At 68.7% G+C, this 18,860-nt stretch carries 17 protein-coding genes; 8 read left to right on the plus strand and 9 right to left on the minus strand.

The features are described from left to right. Window positions 1-87 precede the first annotated feature (87 nt). Window positions 88-579 carry a DinB family protein gene (locus tag ACOOHF_RS06755; protein WP_420463915.1) on the minus strand — a complete coding sequence of 164 codons (492 nt, stop codon included), beginning with the start codon at window positions 577-579 and terminating at the stop codon, window positions 88-90. Between the two features lie 205 nt (window positions 580-784). On the opposite strand from ACOOHF_RS06755, the gene ACOOHF_RS06760 reads away from it, so the two are divergent. Together ACOOHF_RS06760 and ACOOHF_RS06765 are read left to right on the plus strand one after the other, a co-directional pair. After that, the gene (locus ACOOHF_RS06760; RefSeq protein WP_420463916.1) at window positions 785-1,906 is read left to right on the plus strand and encodes an aminotransferase class I/II-fold pyridoxal phosphate-dependent enzyme; all 1,122 of its coding nucleotides are present in this window, start codon (window positions 785-787) and stop codon (window positions 1,904-1,906) included. A gap of 9 nt (window positions 1,907-1,915) precedes the next feature. After that, window positions 1,916-3,493 (plus strand): CHAD domain-containing protein, encoded by a 1,578-nt coding sequence (locus ACOOHF_RS06765; RefSeq protein ID WP_420463917.1) that lies wholly within the window; start codon window positions 1,916-1,918, stop codon window positions 3,491-3,493. On the opposite strand, the gene ACOOHF_RS06770 is transcribed toward ACOOHF_RS06765, so the two are convergent. After that, window positions 3,416-4,672 (minus strand): amidohydrolase family protein, encoded by a 1,257-nt coding sequence (locus tag ACOOHF_RS06770; protein WP_419934247.1) that lies wholly within the window; start codon window positions 4,670-4,672, stop codon window positions 3,416-3,418. The two genes, ACOOHF_RS06765 and ACOOHF_RS06770, sit on opposite strands and share 78 nt — an antisense overlap. Next, on the minus strand, window positions 4,669-5,445 hold the full coding sequence (hisN, locus tag ACOOHF_RS06775) for a histidinol-phosphatase (RefSeq protein ID WP_419934248.1): 777 nt from the start codon (window positions 5,443-5,445) through the stop codon (window positions 4,669-4,671). Before hisN ends, ACOOHF_RS06770 begins: the two co-directional genes overlap by 4 nt. 49 nt (window positions 5,446-5,494) lie before the next feature. On the opposite strand from hisN, the gene ACOOHF_RS06780 reads away from it, so the two are divergent. After that, window positions 5,495-6,481 (plus strand): FAD binding domain-containing protein, encoded by a 987-nt coding sequence (locus ACOOHF_RS06780; protein WP_419934249.1) that lies wholly within the window; start codon window positions 5,495-5,497, stop codon window positions 6,479-6,481. Window positions 6,482-6,496: 15 nt separating this feature from the next. Here the strand turns inward: ACOOHF_RS06780 and ACOOHF_RS06785 are convergent, their stop codons facing one another. After that, entirely contained in the window at window positions 6,497-7,621 is a 1,125-nt protein-coding gene (locus tag ACOOHF_RS06785) for a hypothetical protein (RefSeq protein WP_420463918.1), read from the minus strand. A 282-nt stretch (window positions 7,622-7,903) separates the two neighbouring features. On the opposite strand from ACOOHF_RS06785, the gene ACOOHF_RS06790 reads away from it, so the two are divergent. Next, window positions 7,904-8,515, plus strand: a complete 612-nt coding sequence (locus tag ACOOHF_RS06790) for a superoxide dismutase (protein ID WP_420463919.1) — start codon at window positions 7,904-7,906, stop codon at window positions 8,513-8,515. 39 nt (window positions 8,516-8,554) lie between these two features. Here ACOOHF_RS06790 and ACOOHF_RS06795 read toward each other — a convergent pair whose 3' ends face one another. After that, complete coding sequence (locus ACOOHF_RS06795) at window positions 8,555-9,664, minus strand: 6-phosphofructokinase (RefSeq protein ID WP_419934252.1); 1,110 nt, start codon at window positions 9,662-9,664, stop codon at window positions 8,555-8,557. Window positions 9,665-9,726: 62 nt separating this feature from the next. Here ACOOHF_RS06795 and ACOOHF_RS06800 point away from each other — a divergent pair, with 62 nt between their 5' ends. Next, complete coding sequence (locus ACOOHF_RS06800; protein ID WP_420463920.1) at window positions 9,727-10,407, plus strand: HAD family hydrolase; 681 nt, start codon at window positions 9,727-9,729, stop codon at window positions 10,405-10,407. A 19-nt stretch (window positions 10,408-10,426) separates the two neighbouring features. On the opposite strand, the gene lon is transcribed toward ACOOHF_RS06800, so the two are convergent. Next, complete coding sequence (gene lon, locus ACOOHF_RS06805; protein WP_420463921.1) at window positions 10,427-13,111, minus strand: endopeptidase La; 2,685 nt, start codon at window positions 13,109-13,111, stop codon at window positions 10,427-10,429. A gap of 294 nt (window positions 13,112-13,405) precedes the next feature. On the opposite strand from lon, the gene ACOOHF_RS06810 reads away from it, so the two are divergent. Continuing rightward, entirely contained in the window at window positions 13,406-14,656 is a 1,251-nt protein-coding gene (locus tag ACOOHF_RS06810) for a 4-hydroxy-3-methylbut-2-enyl diphosphate reductase (protein WP_420464344.1), read from the plus strand. Here ACOOHF_RS06810 and ACOOHF_RS06815 read toward each other — a convergent pair. After that, complete coding sequence (locus ACOOHF_RS06815) at window positions 14,613-15,248, minus strand: thiamine pyrophosphate-dependent enzyme (protein WP_420463922.1); 636 nt, start codon at window positions 15,246-15,248, stop codon at window positions 14,613-14,615. The genes ACOOHF_RS06810 and ACOOHF_RS06815 overlap by 44 nt on opposite strands. Next, entirely contained in the window at window positions 15,245-15,895 is a 651-nt protein-coding gene (locus ACOOHF_RS06820) for a thiamine pyrophosphate-binding protein (RefSeq protein ID WP_420463923.1), read from the minus strand. The genes ACOOHF_RS06815 and ACOOHF_RS06820 overlap by 4 nt, the downstream gene beginning before the upstream one ends. A 118-nt stretch (window positions 15,896-16,013) precedes the next feature. On the opposite strand from ACOOHF_RS06820, the gene ACOOHF_RS06825 reads away from it, so the two are divergent. Further along, entirely contained in the window at window positions 16,014-17,177 is a 1,164-nt protein-coding gene (locus ACOOHF_RS06825; protein ID WP_420463924.1) for an acyl-CoA dehydrogenase family protein, read from the plus strand. A gap of 5 nt (window positions 17,178-17,182) precedes the next feature. Next, complete coding sequence (locus ACOOHF_RS06830; RefSeq protein ID WP_420463925.1) at window positions 17,183-18,013, plus strand: FAS1-like dehydratase domain-containing protein; 831 nt, start codon at window positions 17,183-17,185, stop codon at window positions 18,011-18,013. A 410-nt stretch (window positions 18,014-18,423) separates the two neighbouring features. Here the strand turns inward: ACOOHF_RS06830 and ACOOHF_RS06835 are convergent, their stop codons facing one another. Then, window positions 18,424-18,816: a hypothetical protein gene (locus ACOOHF_RS06835; RefSeq protein WP_420463926.1), complete on the minus strand. Its 393-nt coding sequence runs from the start codon at window positions 18,814-18,816 to the stop codon at window positions 18,424-18,426. Window positions 18,817-18,860: the final 44 nt, after the last annotated feature.

The following is an 18,860-nucleotide window of genomic DNA, read 5'->3' on the forward strand; positions in this document are numbered from 1 at the left end:
GTGGCTGGATGTCGCACAACGGTAATGTCCGCGGCAACCCTAGGCCGATTTCGGAGTCGGGCAAACCGTCGTGACCAGACTGTTACCTCAGCGACGGTGGAACGCGGCCAGATCCTGACTCTCGGGAGCCTTTGCACCGAGCTGTCGCAACATCGTCACCACCTGGCCTCTGTGGTACGAGGCATGGTTGACGACGTGCTGCAAAGACTGCCAGTAGACGGAGCTTCCGGCGGCTCCGTCGAGCAGCGTGTACCGGAACACGCCATTGATACCGTCGGGGCCGAGCCCGCCAACAAACCGCCGCACTCGCCGCTCCTCCCGCATCCAGCGGGTGCGGATGTCTTCCAGCGTCCCCAGCCCCGTCAGGCCCAGCGGCTGACGCGGCGACTCGCCCTGCCAGCGCTGGCACCAGGCCCATTCGGCCGATACGAGGTGGACGAGTGTGTCGCGGATGGACGGGAAGCTGTTCGCCAGATCCTCACGGAACTGCTCCAGCGTGATTCGCTCCACCGCATCGAGCAACCGATCTCGAGCCCAATAGTGATAGTCGAGCAGCGCGAACAACGCGTCCGGCGTCATCTCCCGGCATCTCCCAGGCTGGAAGTGGGTGAAGGCAACGGGGCTCCTGCGCCGGCGATGGTAACCCGAGGCCGATGCCCGCGCGACGCGGTGGCCACCGATTGGACCGCCGCCGGCTCGTTCCGTCAGGGTGGCGTAGCCGTGGGTTCAAGGGTAGATGAAGCCTGCCCGCGACGAGCGAGTTCAAGCGACCGAGGAGATAGGCATGCGCGTCCCGCCCTTCGCCATGGAGCGGTGGCAGTCGACGTTCGAGCATCGCGTCGACTACAACATCTCGGAGAGCGGCGTGCATCCGCCCACCCTCTCGGAACTTCTCGACTTGATCGGCCTGGACCCCGGCAATGTGCGCCTGGAGTACGGCCAGAGCGACGGGTCGGATGCCCTCAAATCCGCGATCACGGCGCTCTATGAAGGGGCGCATCCGGACAACATCCTCGCCACGATGGGCGGGGCCGAGGCGAACTACGTGGTGCTCTGGAGTCTGCTTTCCGCGGGCGACCGGGTCGTGGCACTGGAGCCGACGTATGGCCAGACGCCGGGCCTGGCGCGCGGGCTGGGTGCGAACGTCGTCTCGTGGAAGCTCGAGGAAGACCTCGGTTGGCAGCCCGAACCGGGGAGCGCCGCCGAGGCCATCACTCCGGGGACGCGTCTCGTGGTCGTCACCAACCCCAACAACCCGACGGGCGCCGTGCTCACCTCCTCGGCCATGGACGAGATCGTGGCCGCGGCGGAGGCGGTCGGGGCGTGGATTCTCTCCGATGAGGTATACGTCGGAGCGGAAGTCGCGGGCGCGGAGACCCCGAGCTTCTGGGGCCGGTACGACAGGGTGATCGTGACCCAATCCCTCTCGAAGGCCTACGGGCTGCCGGGGCTGCGGCTCGGCTGGATCGTGGCGCCGGCCCACCTGCACGAGGAGTTATGGGGTCACAAGGACTACACCACAATCACGCCGGCCACGCTGTCGGATGTGGTGGCGCGGCGTGTACTGAGTCGCGAGATGCGGCCCCGGTTGCTGGAGAGGACCCGCGGGATCATCCGGGCCAACCTCCCCGCGATCACCGGCTGGCTGGACGAGCGCGGAGACATGTTCTCGTACCGGGCGCCGGACGCCGGGGCGATCTGCTACGTCCGCTATGACCTCGACATCAACTCCACGGAGCTGGCCGAGCGTCTGCGGGCCGAGAAGAGCGTTCTCGTCGTGCCCGGAGACCACTTCGGCATGGACCGCTACCTGCGTGTCGGCTTCGGGAACCCGGCCGCGGAACTCGAGGAGGCGCTCGGCCGCGTGGCCGCCCTCCTCGAGGAGGCGTGTGCGGCGGTCGGTTGAGGAGTCCGCGTGGCTGGTGCGATCGAAGTCGAGGTCAAGCTCACCGGTAGTCCGGCCGCGTTGTCCGCGGCATTCGCCGACCTCGACGAGAGCCGCCTCGACCGCCGGAAGCTGCTGAGCACCTACTACGACACAACGGCGGGTCATCTCAGGCGTCGTGGTTTCGCGCTCCGGGTGCGCGACCGGAACGGTCGCCAGGAGTTGACGCTGAAGCAGGATTGCGGCGACGGGCTCTCCCGCGGCGAGTGGAACTCACGCATGGAAGCGCCCCTCGACGAAGGATGTCCGCCCGATCTGGACCTGCTCCCGCGACAGGCTCCGCGCGCCGCGCTGGGACTCGCGGATCCCGATGCCCTCGAGCCCACGTTCTTCACCGAGATCGAACGCCGGATGAAGGAGATCGGGATCGGCGACGCTGTGGTCGAGGCGTCGCTGGATACCGGCCGGATTGTGGCCGGGGACCGGCACGAGCCCGTGGCCGAACTGGAGTTTGAACTGCTGAGCGGCCCGGTGACCGACATGCTGGCCGGTGTCCGCAGGATCGTGCGTGACCGACGTCTCGCGATCGGTACACGCTCGAAGGCAGCCCGAGGCACGGATCTCCTGCTGGGGACGTTCGCGCCGGCCGTGCGGGCCGCGAGGCCGAACCTCGACCCGTCCGACACGATCGACCGGGCGCTGGCCAGGGTGGGCCGGGTGACCTCCGTGCAGGTGATGGGGAATCTCGCCCCCATCATGGAGAAGTCCGACGCCGAGGGTGTGCATCAACTGCGCGTTGCCTTGCGTCGGCTGCGCTCGGCCCTCCTCTTCTTCAAGGACCATCTGGGGTCCCGCGCGGCGGCGCTGGACAGGGAGGCGAGGCGGGCGCTCAAGCGGCTGGGCGCCGCGCGCGACCTCGACGTGTTTCTGCTGGAGACGCTACCCCCCGTCATCGAGGAGAACCCGGACGGAGCCTCCCTGAGCCGGCTACGGGAAGCGGCCGAGAATCGAAGGGCGGCGGCCTATGAGGACGTAGGTCGCCTGATCGGCGGCCCTCGGTTCAACTGTCTCGTGCTGGACCTGCTGAGCGTGGCGGAGTCCGGGGGGCTTGTCGTGAAGGGCCGGGACGCGTCCCTCGCTCCGATGGCGACGCGCGGGCTTGCCCGGAGGCACCGAACCCTGATGAGGTCGGCACGGGACTTCGGCCGACTCACCGAAGCGCAGCGCCACCGGGTGCGGATCGACCTCAAGAAACTGCGCTATGCGTGCGACTATTCCCGGACGCTGTTTCCGGGTCCGGCGACCCGTGACTACCTGAAACGCCTCTCCGGACTGCAGGACGATCTCGGTCACATGAATGATGCGGCGGTCGCACGGAGAGTCTCGCGCGAGGTGGCCACGGGCGATCCGGAGGCTGCTGCGGGAGCGTCGCTCGTCAACGACTGGCAGGCCGGGTGGGCGCGGTCCGCCGAGCCCCGTTTGAGGGCGGCCTGGCAGGCCTTCGTCGAGACTCGGCCGTGCTGGCCGAAATCAGAGCCTGAGGCGGGGACCCAGCGAACGGCGGTGCCGCCGCACTCCGCGCCAGAAGAGGAGCAACGTCAGAAGTAACGCGCCGCCGCCCACGAGCATCCGTAGCGGGTTGTCCGACACGCGGCTCCCCGCGTTGTCGAGCAGGGCATCGAAGAGCGTGGGCGGATCGTACAGTACCCCGCCCTTGCCCACGCGCGAGACGGTCTGGGTGAGCGAGATGTCGACGCGCGGGTCGCTCTCGAGGATCAGGAAGTCGCCGAGCTTGCCCGCCTCGAGCGTCCCCCTCGACCTCTCGAGACCCAGGGCCCGGGCCGCCTCTCGCGTCGCGGCGTAGAGGGCATCCTCCGGCGACAGCCCGGCCGCGGCGAGCGCGTCCATCTCCTCGTGCAGGGCGAGCCCGGGCGCGAGCGCCCCGGCCGTGGCGGTCGACACGGAGCCGCCCGCCGCGTGGAACTCGCGTACGAACGCCCGCAGGACCTCGAGCGCCGCGCCGAGTTGCTCGGCCTCCTCGGGCTCGCGGCCCGGGAGGAGACGATCCTGAATCCGCTCCGTGATCATCGGATGTTCGAGGAGGCGGTTCATCCCGTGCGGGAGTCGATAGGGCGCCGCCCAGCGCTCCTGCTCGAGCAGGCGCGGCGCGAACATGAGACCCCTGGCGCCCATGGCGCGCGCCGAGTCCAACAGCGCCTCCCGGTCGGCCAGAACCCACCTCGACCGCGCGAACACCCGGAGCTCTCGCTCCCCGCGTGCGGCCGGCCCGCTGTCGAGCGGGATGGTGGCGGCGAGCGCATCGCCGAAGATGCCGAACGGACGCTCCGCGGCCTCGACCGGGGTCGCAAGTCGCGGCGCCGGGATGCGCGGATCGTCACTCCCCGCCGGCGGCCGCGGCTCCCCCTCGGGCCCTGGCGGCGCCTCCCGTACGCCCGCCGTCGTGACGCCGAGCAGGAAGGCCATGTAGGCCGCCTGCTCGTCGCTCCGCTCTTCCAGGGCGTCCTCGACGTCGATCAGCCCCGGCACCACCCAGAAGCCATCGGCGTCGAGCATGTCCACGCCCGAAGGCCCCGCGCAGTCGGCTTCCGCGCCCACGCAGGTCACGAGGCCGTCGACCACGACGAGCCGTCCGTTCGGCCACACGGCCCCCGTGCCGTCGATGATGTTTGCGTTGTCGATCACGATCGAGCCGGGCCCGCCGCACGCCGCCAGGCCGACTGCGAGCGCGGTCGTCCCCGACGCCGTGAATCGTTTCCTTCGCTTCATCGTGCTCCAGTCCCGTTCAATATCTCCATCACTTCCCGATGGAGCCCCGGTGCCGCCGCGACCGTCGAGGCCCCCCCGATCGGATCGGCTCCCTCCCAGGTGGTGATCACGCCGCCCGCTCCGCGAACCACCGGGACGAGCGCCGCGATGTCCCACGGGTGCATGATCGGATCGAGCATGATGTCGGCCCGCCCCGACGCGACCATAAGGTAGCCGTAGCAGTCCCCCCAGCCCCGATATCGCGCCGCGCGCGAGCACAGCGTCTCGAAACCGGCCAGATCCTGGTGTTCGCCGACCGCACCCGGATCCGTCGTGAGGAGCATCGCCTCCGCCAACGAACGATCCTCGCGCACCCGGACCACCTCGCCGTTGACGGTCGTGCCCGATGCCGTGCCGATCGCTAGTTCACGCGTGATCGGCTGGTGGATCACCCCGAGCACCGGCTCTCCCTCGTGCAACAGCCCGATGAGCGTACCGAACAAGGGAACCCCGGCCACGAAGGAGATCGTCCCGTCGATGGGGTCGAGTACCCAGACGTACTCGGCATCCTCATCCTTCGTCCCGAGTTCCTCTCCTACGATCCCGTGGTCGGGGAAGCGATCCAGAATCCGCTCCCGCAGCAGCGCTTCGGCGTAACGGTCCGCCACGGTCACCGGCGAGTCGTCCTCCTTGGACTCGACGGCCAGGTCGGGGTGCCGGAACATGCCCGCGATCGCCCGGCCCGACGCCTCGGCGAGTTCCGCCGCAAAGTCCCTCAGCGAATCAGGATCCAACCTCTCCTCCGTTTGGGCGCCATCCCGCCCACAGGATACCTTGCCTGCCATGCTCAGGCTGCATCCCTACGAATATCACATGCCGGCCGCGCTCGACGAGGCGCTGTCGCTGCTCTCCGCCCACGGCGATGACGCGATGCCCATCGCCGGAGGCACCGACCTCGTGCCCAACATGAAGCACGGTCTCTTCACCCCGGGCCACCTCGTCGCCCTCAGCCGGGTAAGGGAGATGCGCGGCATCACCTCCTCGCCCGCGGAGATCCGCATCGGGGCGGCCGAAACGCTGACGTCCGTCGCGACGCATCCCGAAATCCTCACTGCCGTCCCGAGTCTGGCGCGGGCCGCGGAACTCGTCTCGGGCCCGCAACTCCGGCGTGTCGGCACGATCGGCGGCAACGTCTGTCTCGATACCCGCTGCGCGTACTACAACCAGACGAAGTTCTGGCGGAAGGCGCTCGGCTACTGCCTGAAGAAGGACGGCGATGTCTGTCACGTGGTGAAGGGGGGCACGCGCTGCGTCGCGGCACACTCCGCGGATACCCCGCCCGTCCTCTCCGTGCTCGACGCCGTACTCGAAGTGGCCGGTCCGGACGGGAAGCGCGAGGTGCCGATCCGCAGGTTCTTCACGTCGGACGGGATCTGGAACCGTTCGATCGGCCGGAGCGAACTCCTCGTCGCGATCCGAATCCCGCGGCCGCCCGACGGAACGCGGATCGCCTTCCAGAAGCTTCGTCCGCGCCAGGCGATCGACTTCCCGCTCGCGAATCTCGCCGTTCGTGTCGGGCGCGATGACGAGGGGCGCGTGTCCGACTTCCGCCTCGTGGTCTCGGCGATGGGCGCGTATCCGCGCCATGTGGGCAAGGTCGAAGAGGCCGCGATGGGGAACCGCCTCGGCCCGGGCGTGATCGAAGCCGTGGCCGAGCAGGCGTTCCGCCAGTGTCACCCGCTCACGAACATTACCGTCGACCTGGAGTGGCGGCGCGCCATGGTCCCCGTCCTCGTGCGCCGCGCCCTCAACGAGATCGCCGCCGCCTGACCGAAGGCGGCCGGTTCAGTAGGCGAAGAGGTCGGCCAGGGGGACGTAGGCCTCGCCGGCGAACACGAGGACATCGTCGATGCCGAACAGGATCTCGTCGAGGGCGGCGAGTTCGGAGCTCGTGAACCCCCGCCCCGCAAGATCGACGAAGACGGGCGCGTCCACGGTCCCTTCCACCCGTGCTTCCCGGCGGCGGCCATGCCGGATCTCGCCGTCCTGCGACCCGTCGACCACCCTCAGGTCCACGAGCGTCAGCCCCGCCGCACCATCGATATCCATGCGAAAGCCGAGATCCGCATGCGATCCGTCGAACGTCAGGTCTCCCTCGACGCTCAGCCGCACGTCCGTGTCTTCGGCGGAGAGCACCCGGTGCTGCGACGTGACCCGGGTGACGCCCGCCGCGTCGTCCGACTCCAGTAACTCCTCGAGTTCGAAGTCGAAGCGACCGTTCTCGTCCTCCACGAACCCCTCCGACAACAGGCTCACGGAGACGCCGCGCCGCCCCGTCGCGAACGCGCCATCCACCAGGTAGTCGGCGACCCGCGCGGCGCGCCCGCCGCTCGTGTCGAAGGCCTGAACCCGCAGCCGCGTGGACACCGCGTCGCTCTCGTCCGTGAGATCCACGAACCCGAATGGTCGCAGCGGGAGCGCCGGCAATCCGGACGACAGATCCACCACGTAGAGCTCGAAACGGACGCCGTTCTCCGGACCGCCCTCCCCGACCTCGACGTAGGCGTCGATTCCGGCGTCGAAGATGAACTCCTTGCCGAGATAGTTGATCGGGAAGAGCGGGACTTTCGCGCCTCGCGCACGCGCCGCAGCGACGTTCGTCACGGCGCGCTCGAGCGATCCCGGCGCGAGAGTGCGCAACAGCCTCAGCCGGCTCTTCGTGCCCCGCGCCCGGGAATGCGCGACCCGGGTCGCCGCCGGGTCGGAGAGGCCGAGGGCCTCCGAGATCGTCCGCACCTGCACGACGATCGCGTTGTCCGCCGCGAAGCGCAGCGAGTAGATCGAGTTCGCCGTCGCCCGAGGATCGAACGGGATGTCGAGAGGCGGCGCGGGGCCGATGACGCCCCGGTTGTCCGCGCACGCCGCCGCCAGCAGAGCGAGCAGCCCCGCCGCGAAGGCCCGACACCTCACGGCGCGCGCGACCCGTCTCCCTGCGGACCATTCAGGATTCCGCCGTTCACGTGACCGTCCATGCGATTCCATGTCTCGTTCCGCCCGTCTCGAACGTCTCCCGGTCTGCTGCGATTGGACACGGGGAAGACGAGACGGCCGCGAGTGAGGTCACGCCCCGCGCCTCATCGGGGCACGGCTGGTCACGCTCCCCACCCCTCGCATACCTTGGCGAAGCCGTCTGAACACCCGACATTCGTCGCGACCGCCCCCGTCCGGGGGCTCTGATTCCGAGGAGGTAGGATGCACGCCTTGCCCGATCTGCCGTACGCCCACGACGCGCTTGAGCCGACGATCGACGCGCGCACGATGGAGATCCATCACGGCAAGCATCATCAGGTGTACGTGAACATGCTCAACGCCGCGCTCGACGGTCACGACGACCTCGCGAGCCTTTCGGTCGAGGATCTGCTCCGCGGCATCGACAACGTGCCCGAAGCCATCCGCGGGGCCGTGCGGAACCACGGCGGCGGCCACGCGAACCACTCGATGTTCTGGACCTCGATGTCCGCGAACGGCGGCGGGAGTCCGTCAGGCGGCCTTGCCGCCGCCATCGACGCCGCGTGCGGTTCCTTCGATGACTTCAAGGCGACGTTCCAGAAGGCGGGAGCCACCCGCTTCGGCAGCGGTTGGGCGTGGCTCGTGGTCGGCGGCGGGGGGGCTCTCAGCGTGTATTCCACCGCGAACCAGGACAGTCCGCTGATGCAGGGCGATACGCCGATTCTCGGCGTCGATGTCTGGGAGCACGCGTACTACCTGAACTACCAGAACCGTCGGCCGGACTATCTCGCGGCCTTCTGGGACGTGGTGGACTGGGCCGACGTGGCCGCCCGCCACGCCGCCGCCACCGGCTAGCGTCACGGCCGAGGCTGTCCTCAGCCGCCGGACCCGGGGTCAGTCGCCGAAGCTGACCCCGAGGTCCCGCGCGGTGGCCACGATATCTCCGTCGACAGGCACCGACTTGTGGTTGGCGAGTGCCTCCGCGAGCGGGATCGCCTTCACCGTGGGCGGGTCGAGCCCGACCATGGTCCCGAACTCGCCGCGGGCCACGCAACGAACCGCGGCGGCGCCGAAGCGCAGCGACATGACGCGGTCGTAGGAGATCGGCGCGCCGCCGCGCTGCAGGTGGCCGAGCACGATCGACCGCGTCTCCTTCCCCGTCCGGCTCGAGATCTCTCGCGCGACCAGGTCGCCCAGGCCGCCGAGCCGAGTCTGATCGCCGGTGCCGCCATGCACGGTCTTGAGCATCGCCGCGCCGTCGACCGGCATGGCGCCCTCGGCGACGCAGACGATGCTGAAGTCACGTCCCGCGGCGTCCCGCTGCCGGATCTTGTCGCAGACTTTCTCGATCTGGTAGGGGATCTCCGGGATGAGGATCACGTCAGCCGTGCCAGCCAGTCCGCTGTAGAGCGCGATCCACCCGGCATGCCGTCCCATCATCTCCACGACCATGACCCGGCGATGGCTCTCCGCCGTCGAATGGAGTTTGCCGATCGCATCGGTGGCCGTCTCAACGGCGGTCAGGAAGCCGAACGTCAGGCTCGTCCCGTGGAGGTCGTTGTCGATCGTCTTCGGGACGCCGACCACGGGAAGCCCCCGTTCGAAGAGCTTGAGCGCGATGTGAAGGCTGCCGTCGCCCCCGATGGCGATCAGCGCGTCGATCCCATGCCGGCGCGCGCTCTCGATGATCTCGCCCGACCGGTCTCGTTCCTCGATCGTGCCGTCCGGCAACCGTGCCGGCCACGCGAACGGGTTGGATCGGTTCGTCGTCCCCAGAATCGTCCCGCCCCGGTGCGTGATCCCGCGCACGGCGTCGCCACCGAGCGGAATCACTTCGCCTGTGTCGTCCGGCAACAGTCCGCCATACCCGTGCTCGATCCCTACGACCTCCCAGCCGCGGTTGACCGCGCTCAGCACGATGGCGCGGATGACCGCGTTGAGCCCCGGCGCGTCTCCTCCACCGGTGTTGATCGCGATCCGCCGGATCTCCCTGGTCTCGTCCATGGCCCGATAATCGGGGTCACGAGGGCTTGACGCTACGCCCGCCGGAGAGCACCCTCGCTGCCATGTCGAACCACGGCCCCCTGTGCACGATCCTCTTCGACCTCGATGGCACGCTGGTCGACTCGGCCGACCTCATCCTCGAATCGTGGCGGCACACGATGGACGCCCACTTCGAGGAGCCCCCTCCCGAAGACGTGTGGCTGCGCACGCTGGGTCAGCCGTTGCGGGCCCAGTTCGGATACCTGGTCGACACCGCCGAGGAAGTGCAGGCCATGGTCGAGACCTATCTGGAGCACAACTTTCGGGAACACGAGCGCCTGATCCGTTCCTTCCCGCGCGTCTCCGAGACGCTCGTCGAGTTGCGAACGCGCGGGGTCCGCATCGGGGTCGTGACCAGCAAGGCGAGCGCCGGAACGGCCCGGAGTCTGGCGGCCTGCGCGCTCGACGAGTCCCTGTTCGACGTGATCGTGACGTCGGATGAGCCCGTACCGCACAAGCCCGATCCGGCCCCGGTTCGCCTGGCGCTCGAGCGGCTGGACGCGTCGCCGGAGACCGCGGCCTACGTGGGCGACTCGGTGTGGGACATGCGCGCCGGGCACGCGGCCGGCGTCACGACGGTCGCCGCGCTGTGGGGTCCGTTCTCGGAGCGCGAACTGGCCATCGAGCGACCGCACATCATGCTCGACGCGTTTGAGGACCTGCTCAGCTACCTCGCCCTGCCGGAAGCGCCGCCGCCAGCCTGAGGCGTTTCGGTCGTCAGCTTCAGCCGTCGCGGCCATCCTCCGAGAAGGCGAGCGCCCCCGCCTCCAACGACCCGTTGGCAAGCGCCACGGCGAGCGCCTCGTCAAGCGTCTCGACGAGGCGAAACTCGATCTGGTCGCACACCTGGTCCGGGAGGTCCTCGAGGTCGCCCTCGTTGACCGCGGGGAGGATGATCTCGTTGATCCCGGCGCGGGCGGCGCCGAGCACCTTTTCCTTCACGCCCCCGATCGGGAGCACGCGTCCGGCGAGGGTGATCTCGCCGGTCATGGCGACGTCGTGGCGCACCGGGTGGTCGCCCAGGGCGCTCACGAGCGCCACCGCCATGGCGATTCCGGCGGACGGCCCCTCCTTGGGGATCGCGCCGGCGGGAACGTGGATGTGGATCTCGTGGTCCCGCAGGCGTTCCTTGCTCAACCGCAGGTCGCCGGCATGGCTGCGCGCGAAGGTGAGCGCCGCCTGGGCGCTCTCCTTCATGACATCGCCGAGCTGTCCGGTCAGGAGGAGCCCCTCCTTGCCCTTCAGGACCCTCGTCTCCACGAGCATGATGTCGCCCCCCACGGGGGTGTAGAACATCCCGGTCGCCACGCCGACCGCATCGCCGTCCATCTTCTTCTGGGCATACACCTTCGGCTGCCCGAGCAGCTCCCGCAGGTCGTCCGCGTCGATGGCCACCTCCGACGCTCCGGTCGCGATCCTGCGCGCCGACTTCCGGCACACGGAGCCGAGTTCCCGCTCCAGGTTGCGGACCCCGGCTTCGTGCGTGTAGCGCGTGATGATCGTTCGGACGGCGTCGTCTTCCACCTCCAGCTGCTCCGGCAGCAGGCCGTTGCGCCGCTTCTGCCGCGGGAGGAGGAAGCGCTTGGCGATCTCGAGCTTCTCGGCTTCCGTGTAGCCTCGGAACTCGATCGCCTCCATCCGGTCGCGCAGCGGCCCGGGGATCTGCTGGAAGAGGTTCGCCGTCGCGATGAACAGGACCTCCGAAAGGTCGAACGGCACGCCGAGGTAGTGATCCGCGAAGGCGGCGTTTTGCGCCGGATCGAGGACCTCCATGAGGGCGGCCGACGGGTCGCCCTGGAACGAGACGCCGAGCTTGTCGATCTCGTCGAGCAGGAAGACGGGGTTCTTCGTCCCCGCCCGCTTGAGCCCCTCGATGATGCGGCCCGCCATGGCGCCCACGTACGTCCGCCGGTGTCCCCGGATATCGGCCTCGTCCCGTGCGCCACCGAGCGACACACGGACGTACTTGCGGCCCATCGCATCGGCGATGGAACGGGCGATGGACGTCTTGCCCACGCCCGGCGGTCCGACGAAGAGCAGCGTCTCCCCCGCACGGTCGTCCTCATATCCCCGGATTTCTTCCGCCTCCGTCGCTCCTGCCTCCGTCGCTCCTGCGCCGGTCTCTTCCGCGTCGGTCTCTTCCGCGTCGGTCTCTTCCGCGTCGGTTCTTTCCGCGTCCTCCGCGGGGCCATCGGCGCCGGCGCCGGATGCCGCGGCGTCCTCGCCATCCTCCGCTTCGGCGTCCGCTGCGGGCGCTTCGGGGGGGGGCAGCTGGCCCTGTAGCTTCCGCACCGCCAGGAAATCCAGGACCCGCTCCTTCACATCGCGAAGCCCGTAGTGATCTCGCTCGAGGATCTCCTCGGCGTGCGCGATGTCGAGTTGCTCCTCGGTCGTCTCCGACCAGGGAAGGTCGGCGACGATCTCCAGATACGTCCGCACGACCTGGGCTTCGGCGGATTCGCGCGGGAGGCGCTCCAGACGGCGGAGCTCGCGGTCGACCTCCTGGCGCGCCTCGGCGGGCAACTCGAGGGCCGCGATGCGTTCTCGGAGGTCGTTCGCCTCCTGGGAGTCGATGTCCTCGCCCAGTTCCTTCTGGATCGCCTTCATCTGCTCCCGCAGGAAAATCTCGCGCTGCCGTTCCCCCAACTCCTCCTGCACCTGCTCGCGGATCTCCTCCTGCGCCTCGAGCAGCCCGATCTGCTTCTGCAGGTGGACGAGGAGCGACCTCAGTCGCGCTTCAACGGAGAGGGTCTCGAGGAGTTCCTGCTTCTGCTCCACCTCGAGTTCTGTGTAGAAGGCGACGAGATCGGCCAGTTCTCCGGGCGTCGACACGCCGCCGAGCAGGTGGTCGACGATCTCCTTCGGTACCCCCCGGAGACGGCTGACCTCGGCGGCGCGCTCATGTACTTCCTTGTAGAGCGCCGCGAAGGCCCGCTCCTCCGCGTCGAGCGGATCCATGTCGTCCATCTCGCGCGCGACGACCTCCAGGTATCCGTCACGCTCCACGTACTCGAGCGCGGCGGCGCGCGTGTCGCCCTGAATGACCATCTGTACGCCGCCCGGCACCTTCTGCATCTGGGCGATGCGGCACACCGTGCCGATGCGATACAGCTCATCGGGATCGGGCTTCTCGACAGTGGCGTCGAGCTGGGCGGCGGCGAAGAGGAGCTTGTCGCCCGCGATCGCCTCGTCGATCGCCTTGATCGTCTTGTCACGGCCGGCGGCGATCGGCGCCGCGACGGCGGGGAATACGACCGTGCCGCGGAGCGGCAGAACCGGCAGTCGCAAATGCTTGGCGACCTGCGCCTCGGGACTGCCGCCGGCCGTCTCCTCCGGTTCGAGCGTGACGACACCCTCCGCCGGGGCGGGTGCGTCCGTTCCCTCGCTGCGTCCGTTCTGTTCGCTCATACTCGCGTAGTCTCTATTTCGCCTCGCGCGCCCGGAGGCGCGCTGCATTTGCCGGACCTGCCGGACCATCGAAATATGGAACTCCAAAGACGCCGACCCGTTCCGTCCGAAGGCGGGTCCCGTCTGCAGATGCACGTTCCGGACCCGCCGGAGCCGGGAATCCCGCCGCAAGCCCTGCCTGTTTGGCGCATCCGCCCCGCCGGACGACTGCCGAAGCGGCACCCCCGCGTCAAGAGCGGCAGGGTCCGGGGCCGCTTGTGGCGTCGCCACGCGAGACGGTCCATCTTGCTGTCCATGACGAAACAGGCGCTGGGGCCGGCTGGTCGCAAGGCATCGACCGGAGAGCAACGCTACTTCCGGCGGGGGCTGGGCCTCAAGAAGGAGATCCAGCCGGTGATCGACTTCGAGTATGGGAGCGCCATCGTCGCCCTCATTCGCGAGCGGGACTACGAGCTTCGCATCGACCGGCTTCAGCTCCGTTTCGCGAGGAGTTCCGGATTCTGCTACGGCGTCGACCGCGCGGTGGACTATGCGTACGAAACCCGCCGCAAGTTCCCCGACCGGCGGGTCTTCCTCGTGGGTGAGATCATCCACAACCCGCACGTGAACAGCCGTCTCCAGGAGATGGAGATCGAGTTTCTGTATCCCTCGGAGGCCGGCGAATTCGACTTCAGTGGCGTGACTCCCGACGACGTGGTGATCATCCCGGCGTTCGGCGTCACGCTGCACGACTTCGAGGCGCTGCGGGCGCTCGACTGCGTTCTCGTGGATACGACGTGTGGTTCGGTGCTCAACGTCTGGAAGCGGGTGGAGGGGTACGCCCGCGACGGCCTTACTTCGGTCATCCACGGCAAGCACTGGCACGAGGAGACGCGCGCGACGAGTTCGCAGGTGCTGAAGTACGCAGGCGGGAAGTTCCTCATCGTGCGGGACATGGCGCAGGCGGAAGAGGTGTGTTCGTACATCCGGGGAGAGGGTGAGCGAGCGGCCTTCATGGAGTTGTTCGAACCGTCCATGTCCGAGGGTTTCGACCCGGATCGCCACTTGGAACGGATCGGGGTCGCCAACCAGACGACGATGCTGGCCTCCGAGTCGCTGGACATCGCGGCCCGGCTCGGCGTAGCGATCCAGGACCGATGGGGTCCGGAGGAAGTGCCCGAGCGGTTCCGCAGCTTCGACACCATCTGTTCCGCCACGCAGAAGCGTCAGGACGCGGTGAAGGAGATGATGCGGGCTCCGCCCGACATCATGATCGTGATCGGCGGCTACAATTCCTCGAACACCAATCAACTCGCGCACCTCTGCGGGCTGTATACGACGACGTATCACATCGAGGACGCCGCCTGCATCGACACGGTGAGAGGGCGGATCAGCCACAAGAAGATCGGCGGCGACGAGATCCTGATCGAGAAGGCCTGGCTGCCGCCGGCGGACGTGGCGATCGGGATCACGGCGGGCGCCTCGACGCCGAACTCGAAGATCGGCGAGGCGGTGGAGCGCATCATCCGCGGAGCCGGCTACGATCCGTCGGACCTCCTGAGCTGAGGGCGGCCCGGAAACGGTCGCGGAGGAGGGGACCTTCCCGGGGCGGGAACGAGCTCGGCTCGGTGGTGAGGTCGACCTTGGCGACGCACACCACCGGCCCCGGCAACTCGAAGAGGGCGGGCGCCAGCACGTTGGATGCCGTCGCCACGGCCGATCCCTGCGCTCCGTCCCTGACGACGGTGAAGGCGGTCCGGATCCCGGCCCCGCGTGCCATCGCGGCGATATCCGTACTCTTCCCGGTCAGCCCCGCCTGACGCCCCGTCTCTCCGAAGGCTTCGTTGTCGAGGACGAGGATGGAGAGGTTGGCCGGCGCCTGGGCGGCGATCGTGGCGAGACTCCCAATACCCATCAACAACTCCGCATCCCCCGTGATGACCAGCACGCGTCGCCGAGGCCGGGTGAGCGCCACGCCGAGTCCGAGCATGCTTGCGCCCCCCATCGCGCCCCAGAAGTAGAAGTTGAGCGGCGAATCGCCGGCCGCGTGGCAATCCCACGCCGGCGAACCGAGCCCGGCGATCACGGCGGCGTCGCCGCGGTGGCGCAGAACCGCGGCGACCAGCCCCCGACGATCGAGTCCCGACCCCGGCTTCATGCTCCCGACTCGGGGATCGGTGGCGTCCCGTCCACGAACGACTTGGCCCCGATGATTCGCTGACTGACGAGCACGGCGGCCGCGCCTCCGGCGCCGCGTCGTGCCGCGTCGAGGACCTCGGCCACGGCCTTCGCGAACGTCGGCGCCACGTCCGACGCCGTCGCGGGACGGTGCACCGCTACGCCGAGCGCGGCGAGCACCTCGGGCACCGCACGTCCGACGGGGACCTGCCAGCGGTTACGCTCCTCGGCCTCCCCGCGCATGGAGACGAGGAGAAGACACGGGATCCGGCACACGTTCGGGAGCCCGAGCATGTTCACGATGTTGCCGACGCCGCTCGACTGCATCGCGACGACCGCCAGCTCGCCGCCGAGCCATGTGCCGCAGGCGAGGGCGATGCCTTCTTCCTCGGTGGTGAGCGTGATGAGGTGGACGCCCGGGTCCGCCTCGCAGCGTTCGAGGAACGGACGCAGCCCCCCATCCGGCACGGTGGCGACGAAGCGGATGCCATGGCCGCGGAGCGTCCGGAACACCTCCTCGCCCCAATGCGCGCCGCCACCTGCCGCGGTCCTGTTGTCGTCCAATGCGCTCGACCCGGGTTCGAGGGTGCGCCTCGCCGCGCAGGGCGGGGGGCGCGGTAGTTCCACGGAAAGCCTCGGCTGCAATATGCTGCCGGACTCGGACGGGAGCCATCGCGGTCGCCGTCGGCACACCGTACCGTCCGTGCGATTGAACGCCGGACCAGGCAAACCGGAGGGGCAGACAGTGTTCGCGGGTCCTGAACATGGCTACGAGGCGATCCGCGACGGCGTGCGGAGCCTGTGCGAGCGCTTTCCGGGCGAATACTGGCGGGATCGGGACCGCGAGCGCGCCTATCCGACGGCGTTCATCGAAGCGCTGACGGAGGCGGGATATCTCGCGGCGCTGATCCCTGAGGAATACGGGGGCGCCGGACTCGACCTCAAGGCGGCGAGCGTCATCCTCGAGACGATCCAGCGCGCGGGGTGCAACGGGGCGGCCTGCCACGCCCAGATGTACATCATGGGCACGCTGCTCCGGCATGGGAGCGATGCGCAGAAGCGGCGATACCTGCCCCGGATCGCGGCCGGAGAGCTGCGCCTGCAGGCGTTCGGCGTGAGCGAGCCGACCTGCGGTACGGACACGACGCGGATCCGGACCACGGCCACCCGCGACGGAGATGAATACGTGATCCACGGCCAGAAGACGTGGATCTCCCGCTCCGAGCACTCCGATCTCATGCTCCTGCTCGCGCGCACGGCGGCTCGGGAGGCGAGCGCGAAGCCGACGGCGGGGATGTCCGTCTTCCTCGTCGATCTGAGGGACGAGGTCGGGTCGGCCGTCACCATCCGTCCCATCGAGACGATGATCAACCATTCCACGACCGAGGTCTTCTTCGACGGCCTCCGCGTGCCGTCCGCGAACCTGGTGGGGGAGGAGGGGAAGGGCTTCCGCTACATCCTCGACGGACTCAACGCGGAGCGCGTGCTCATCGCGGCCGAGTGCGTGGGAGACGCGCGCTTCTTCGTCGAGCACGCCGCGGCATACGCGAAGGGGCGCGAGGTGTTCGGGCGTCCCATCGGACAGAACCAGGGGATCCAGTTCCCCATCGCGGAGACCCACATGAAGACGGAGGCCGCCGCCCTCATGGTGGAGCGGGCCGCCACCCTGTTCGACGAGGGGGCGCCGTGCGGGGCGGAGGCGAACATGGCCAAGTACCTCGCGTCCGACGCCTCGTGGGCCGCGGCGGACATGTGCATGCAGACCTACGGCGGGTTCGCCTTCTCCACCGAATACGACATCGAGCGCAAGTTCCGGGAGACGCGGCTGTATCAGATCGCGCCGATCTCGACGAACCTGATCCTGTCCCACGTGGCGACCCACGTCCTGGGTCTCCCCAAGTCGTTCTAGCGCACGTGAGTGAGTGGGCCGCCTGGGTCGGCCGTACCGACGAGGTGACGGATCGGGCTTCGGCGGTGCTCGCCGGCGCGATGCTGGCGACGCTGGACCGGGACCCGCGGACGCTCGGCGAAGGTGATCCGCTGCCGCCGCTGTTCCACTGGATGTACTGCCGCGAACTGGCACCCGGCAGCCGACTCGACGTCGACGGTCACCAGAAGCGGGGCGAGTTCCTGCCGGCGCTGCCGCTCTCGCGTCGCATGTGGGCCGGGGGACGGCTCCGATTCGAGGGAAGCGTCCGGATCGGGGAGTCGATCCGCCGCCGGTCCACCATTCTGGCGATCACGCCGAAAGAGGGTCGGAGCGGCCCACTGGTGCTGGTGACGGTCGAACACCGGATCTCGGGGGCCGGCGGGGAGATCATCGAGGAGCAGGATCTCGTCTTCCTCGAGCGGCCCACCGAGCCTCTGAGGCTACCCCGGGTTGCGGGCCCGGAGGGCGACATGGCGTGGTCGGAATCGGTGACGCCCGATGCGGCCATGCTGTTCCGCTTCTCCGCCCTCACCTTCAACGCCCACCGGATTCACTACGACCGGGACTACGCCCGCAGCGTGGAACTGTATCCCGATCTCGTGGTGCACGGCCCGCTGACCGCGCTCCTGCTCGCGGACCTCGCGACGCGCCGCTCCGGACGGTCGCTGCGCACGCTGACCTTCCGCGCCCGCCGCCCTATGTTCGTCGACCGCCCGATCACCATCGAGGGCGATCCGACGGATCGAGAGGTGAGTCTGAGGGCGCTGGACGCCACCGGAGCCCTCACGATGTCGGCCGACGCCACGCTGGCCTGAAGCTCGCCGCGATCCGCAGTCGAAGACAGTGGTTGCTACTTCTGTCACCCGTGCCACTCCCTCCTTCTTGCTGCCCTGAGCCGAACAGAAGACGAAAGAAATTCGGCGGTTTTCGACGCGCCGGCGTGGTCTCGGAAACCGATCCCGAGGTCCGTGTCGCCGTAGAACGCCCTGCAGGGCGACCTCCACCCGAAAGTCGGCCGGGTCCGGGCTCGCGACTGTCGGCACATCGGTCGCCCCCGGCCGAGACGGGCCCTGTGGCCGCCGGGGATTGCCCGCGTGTATGTCGAGTCTCAGGCATGGCATCTCCGATCGGCGGGGTCACCCTCCCGGATCCGCCGAACCGCCTCCCCGATCGGCCGGACTCACCGCCGCGTCCGAAAGCGTGCCAGGTTCCCTGTGCAGGGCTGCTAGGCCTGGAGGGCGTAGCGCAGGACGACGACTCCCAGCACCATGGCGAGCGCGCCCGCGGTCCTCCACAGCCCCGCACCCATGCTGAGAGCCATCGCAATGCGCTTCACGCCGAATCCCGGGAACAGCAGGTAGAGCGCCCCCTTCACGAGAGCCCCCCAGCCATAAACCGTGACGATCGTCGCGACCCCGCCCCACACGTTGTGGAAGGCCACGATGAACGACCCCAGCCCCAGCGCGAGAAAGGCGAAACCGAAACTGCCCGACGGGCCCCTGGACTGAATGCGCGACAGGAGCTCCTTCCAGGCTTCGGGCTGGAGGATGTACGACAGCCCCAGGGCGATGAGATTGATCGAAACGAACACCTCGACTGCGGTGGTGAGATCTTCCATTTTTCCGTCTCCCTCCTGTCTTGTCTTTCGCTTTGCCCGTGTGC

It is taken from the genome of Candidatus Palauibacter sp., from assembly GCF_965216145.1.
In the GTDB taxonomy this organism is placed as follows: domain Bacteria; phylum Gemmatimonadota; class Gemmatimonadetes; order Palauibacterales; family Palauibacteraceae; genus Palauibacter.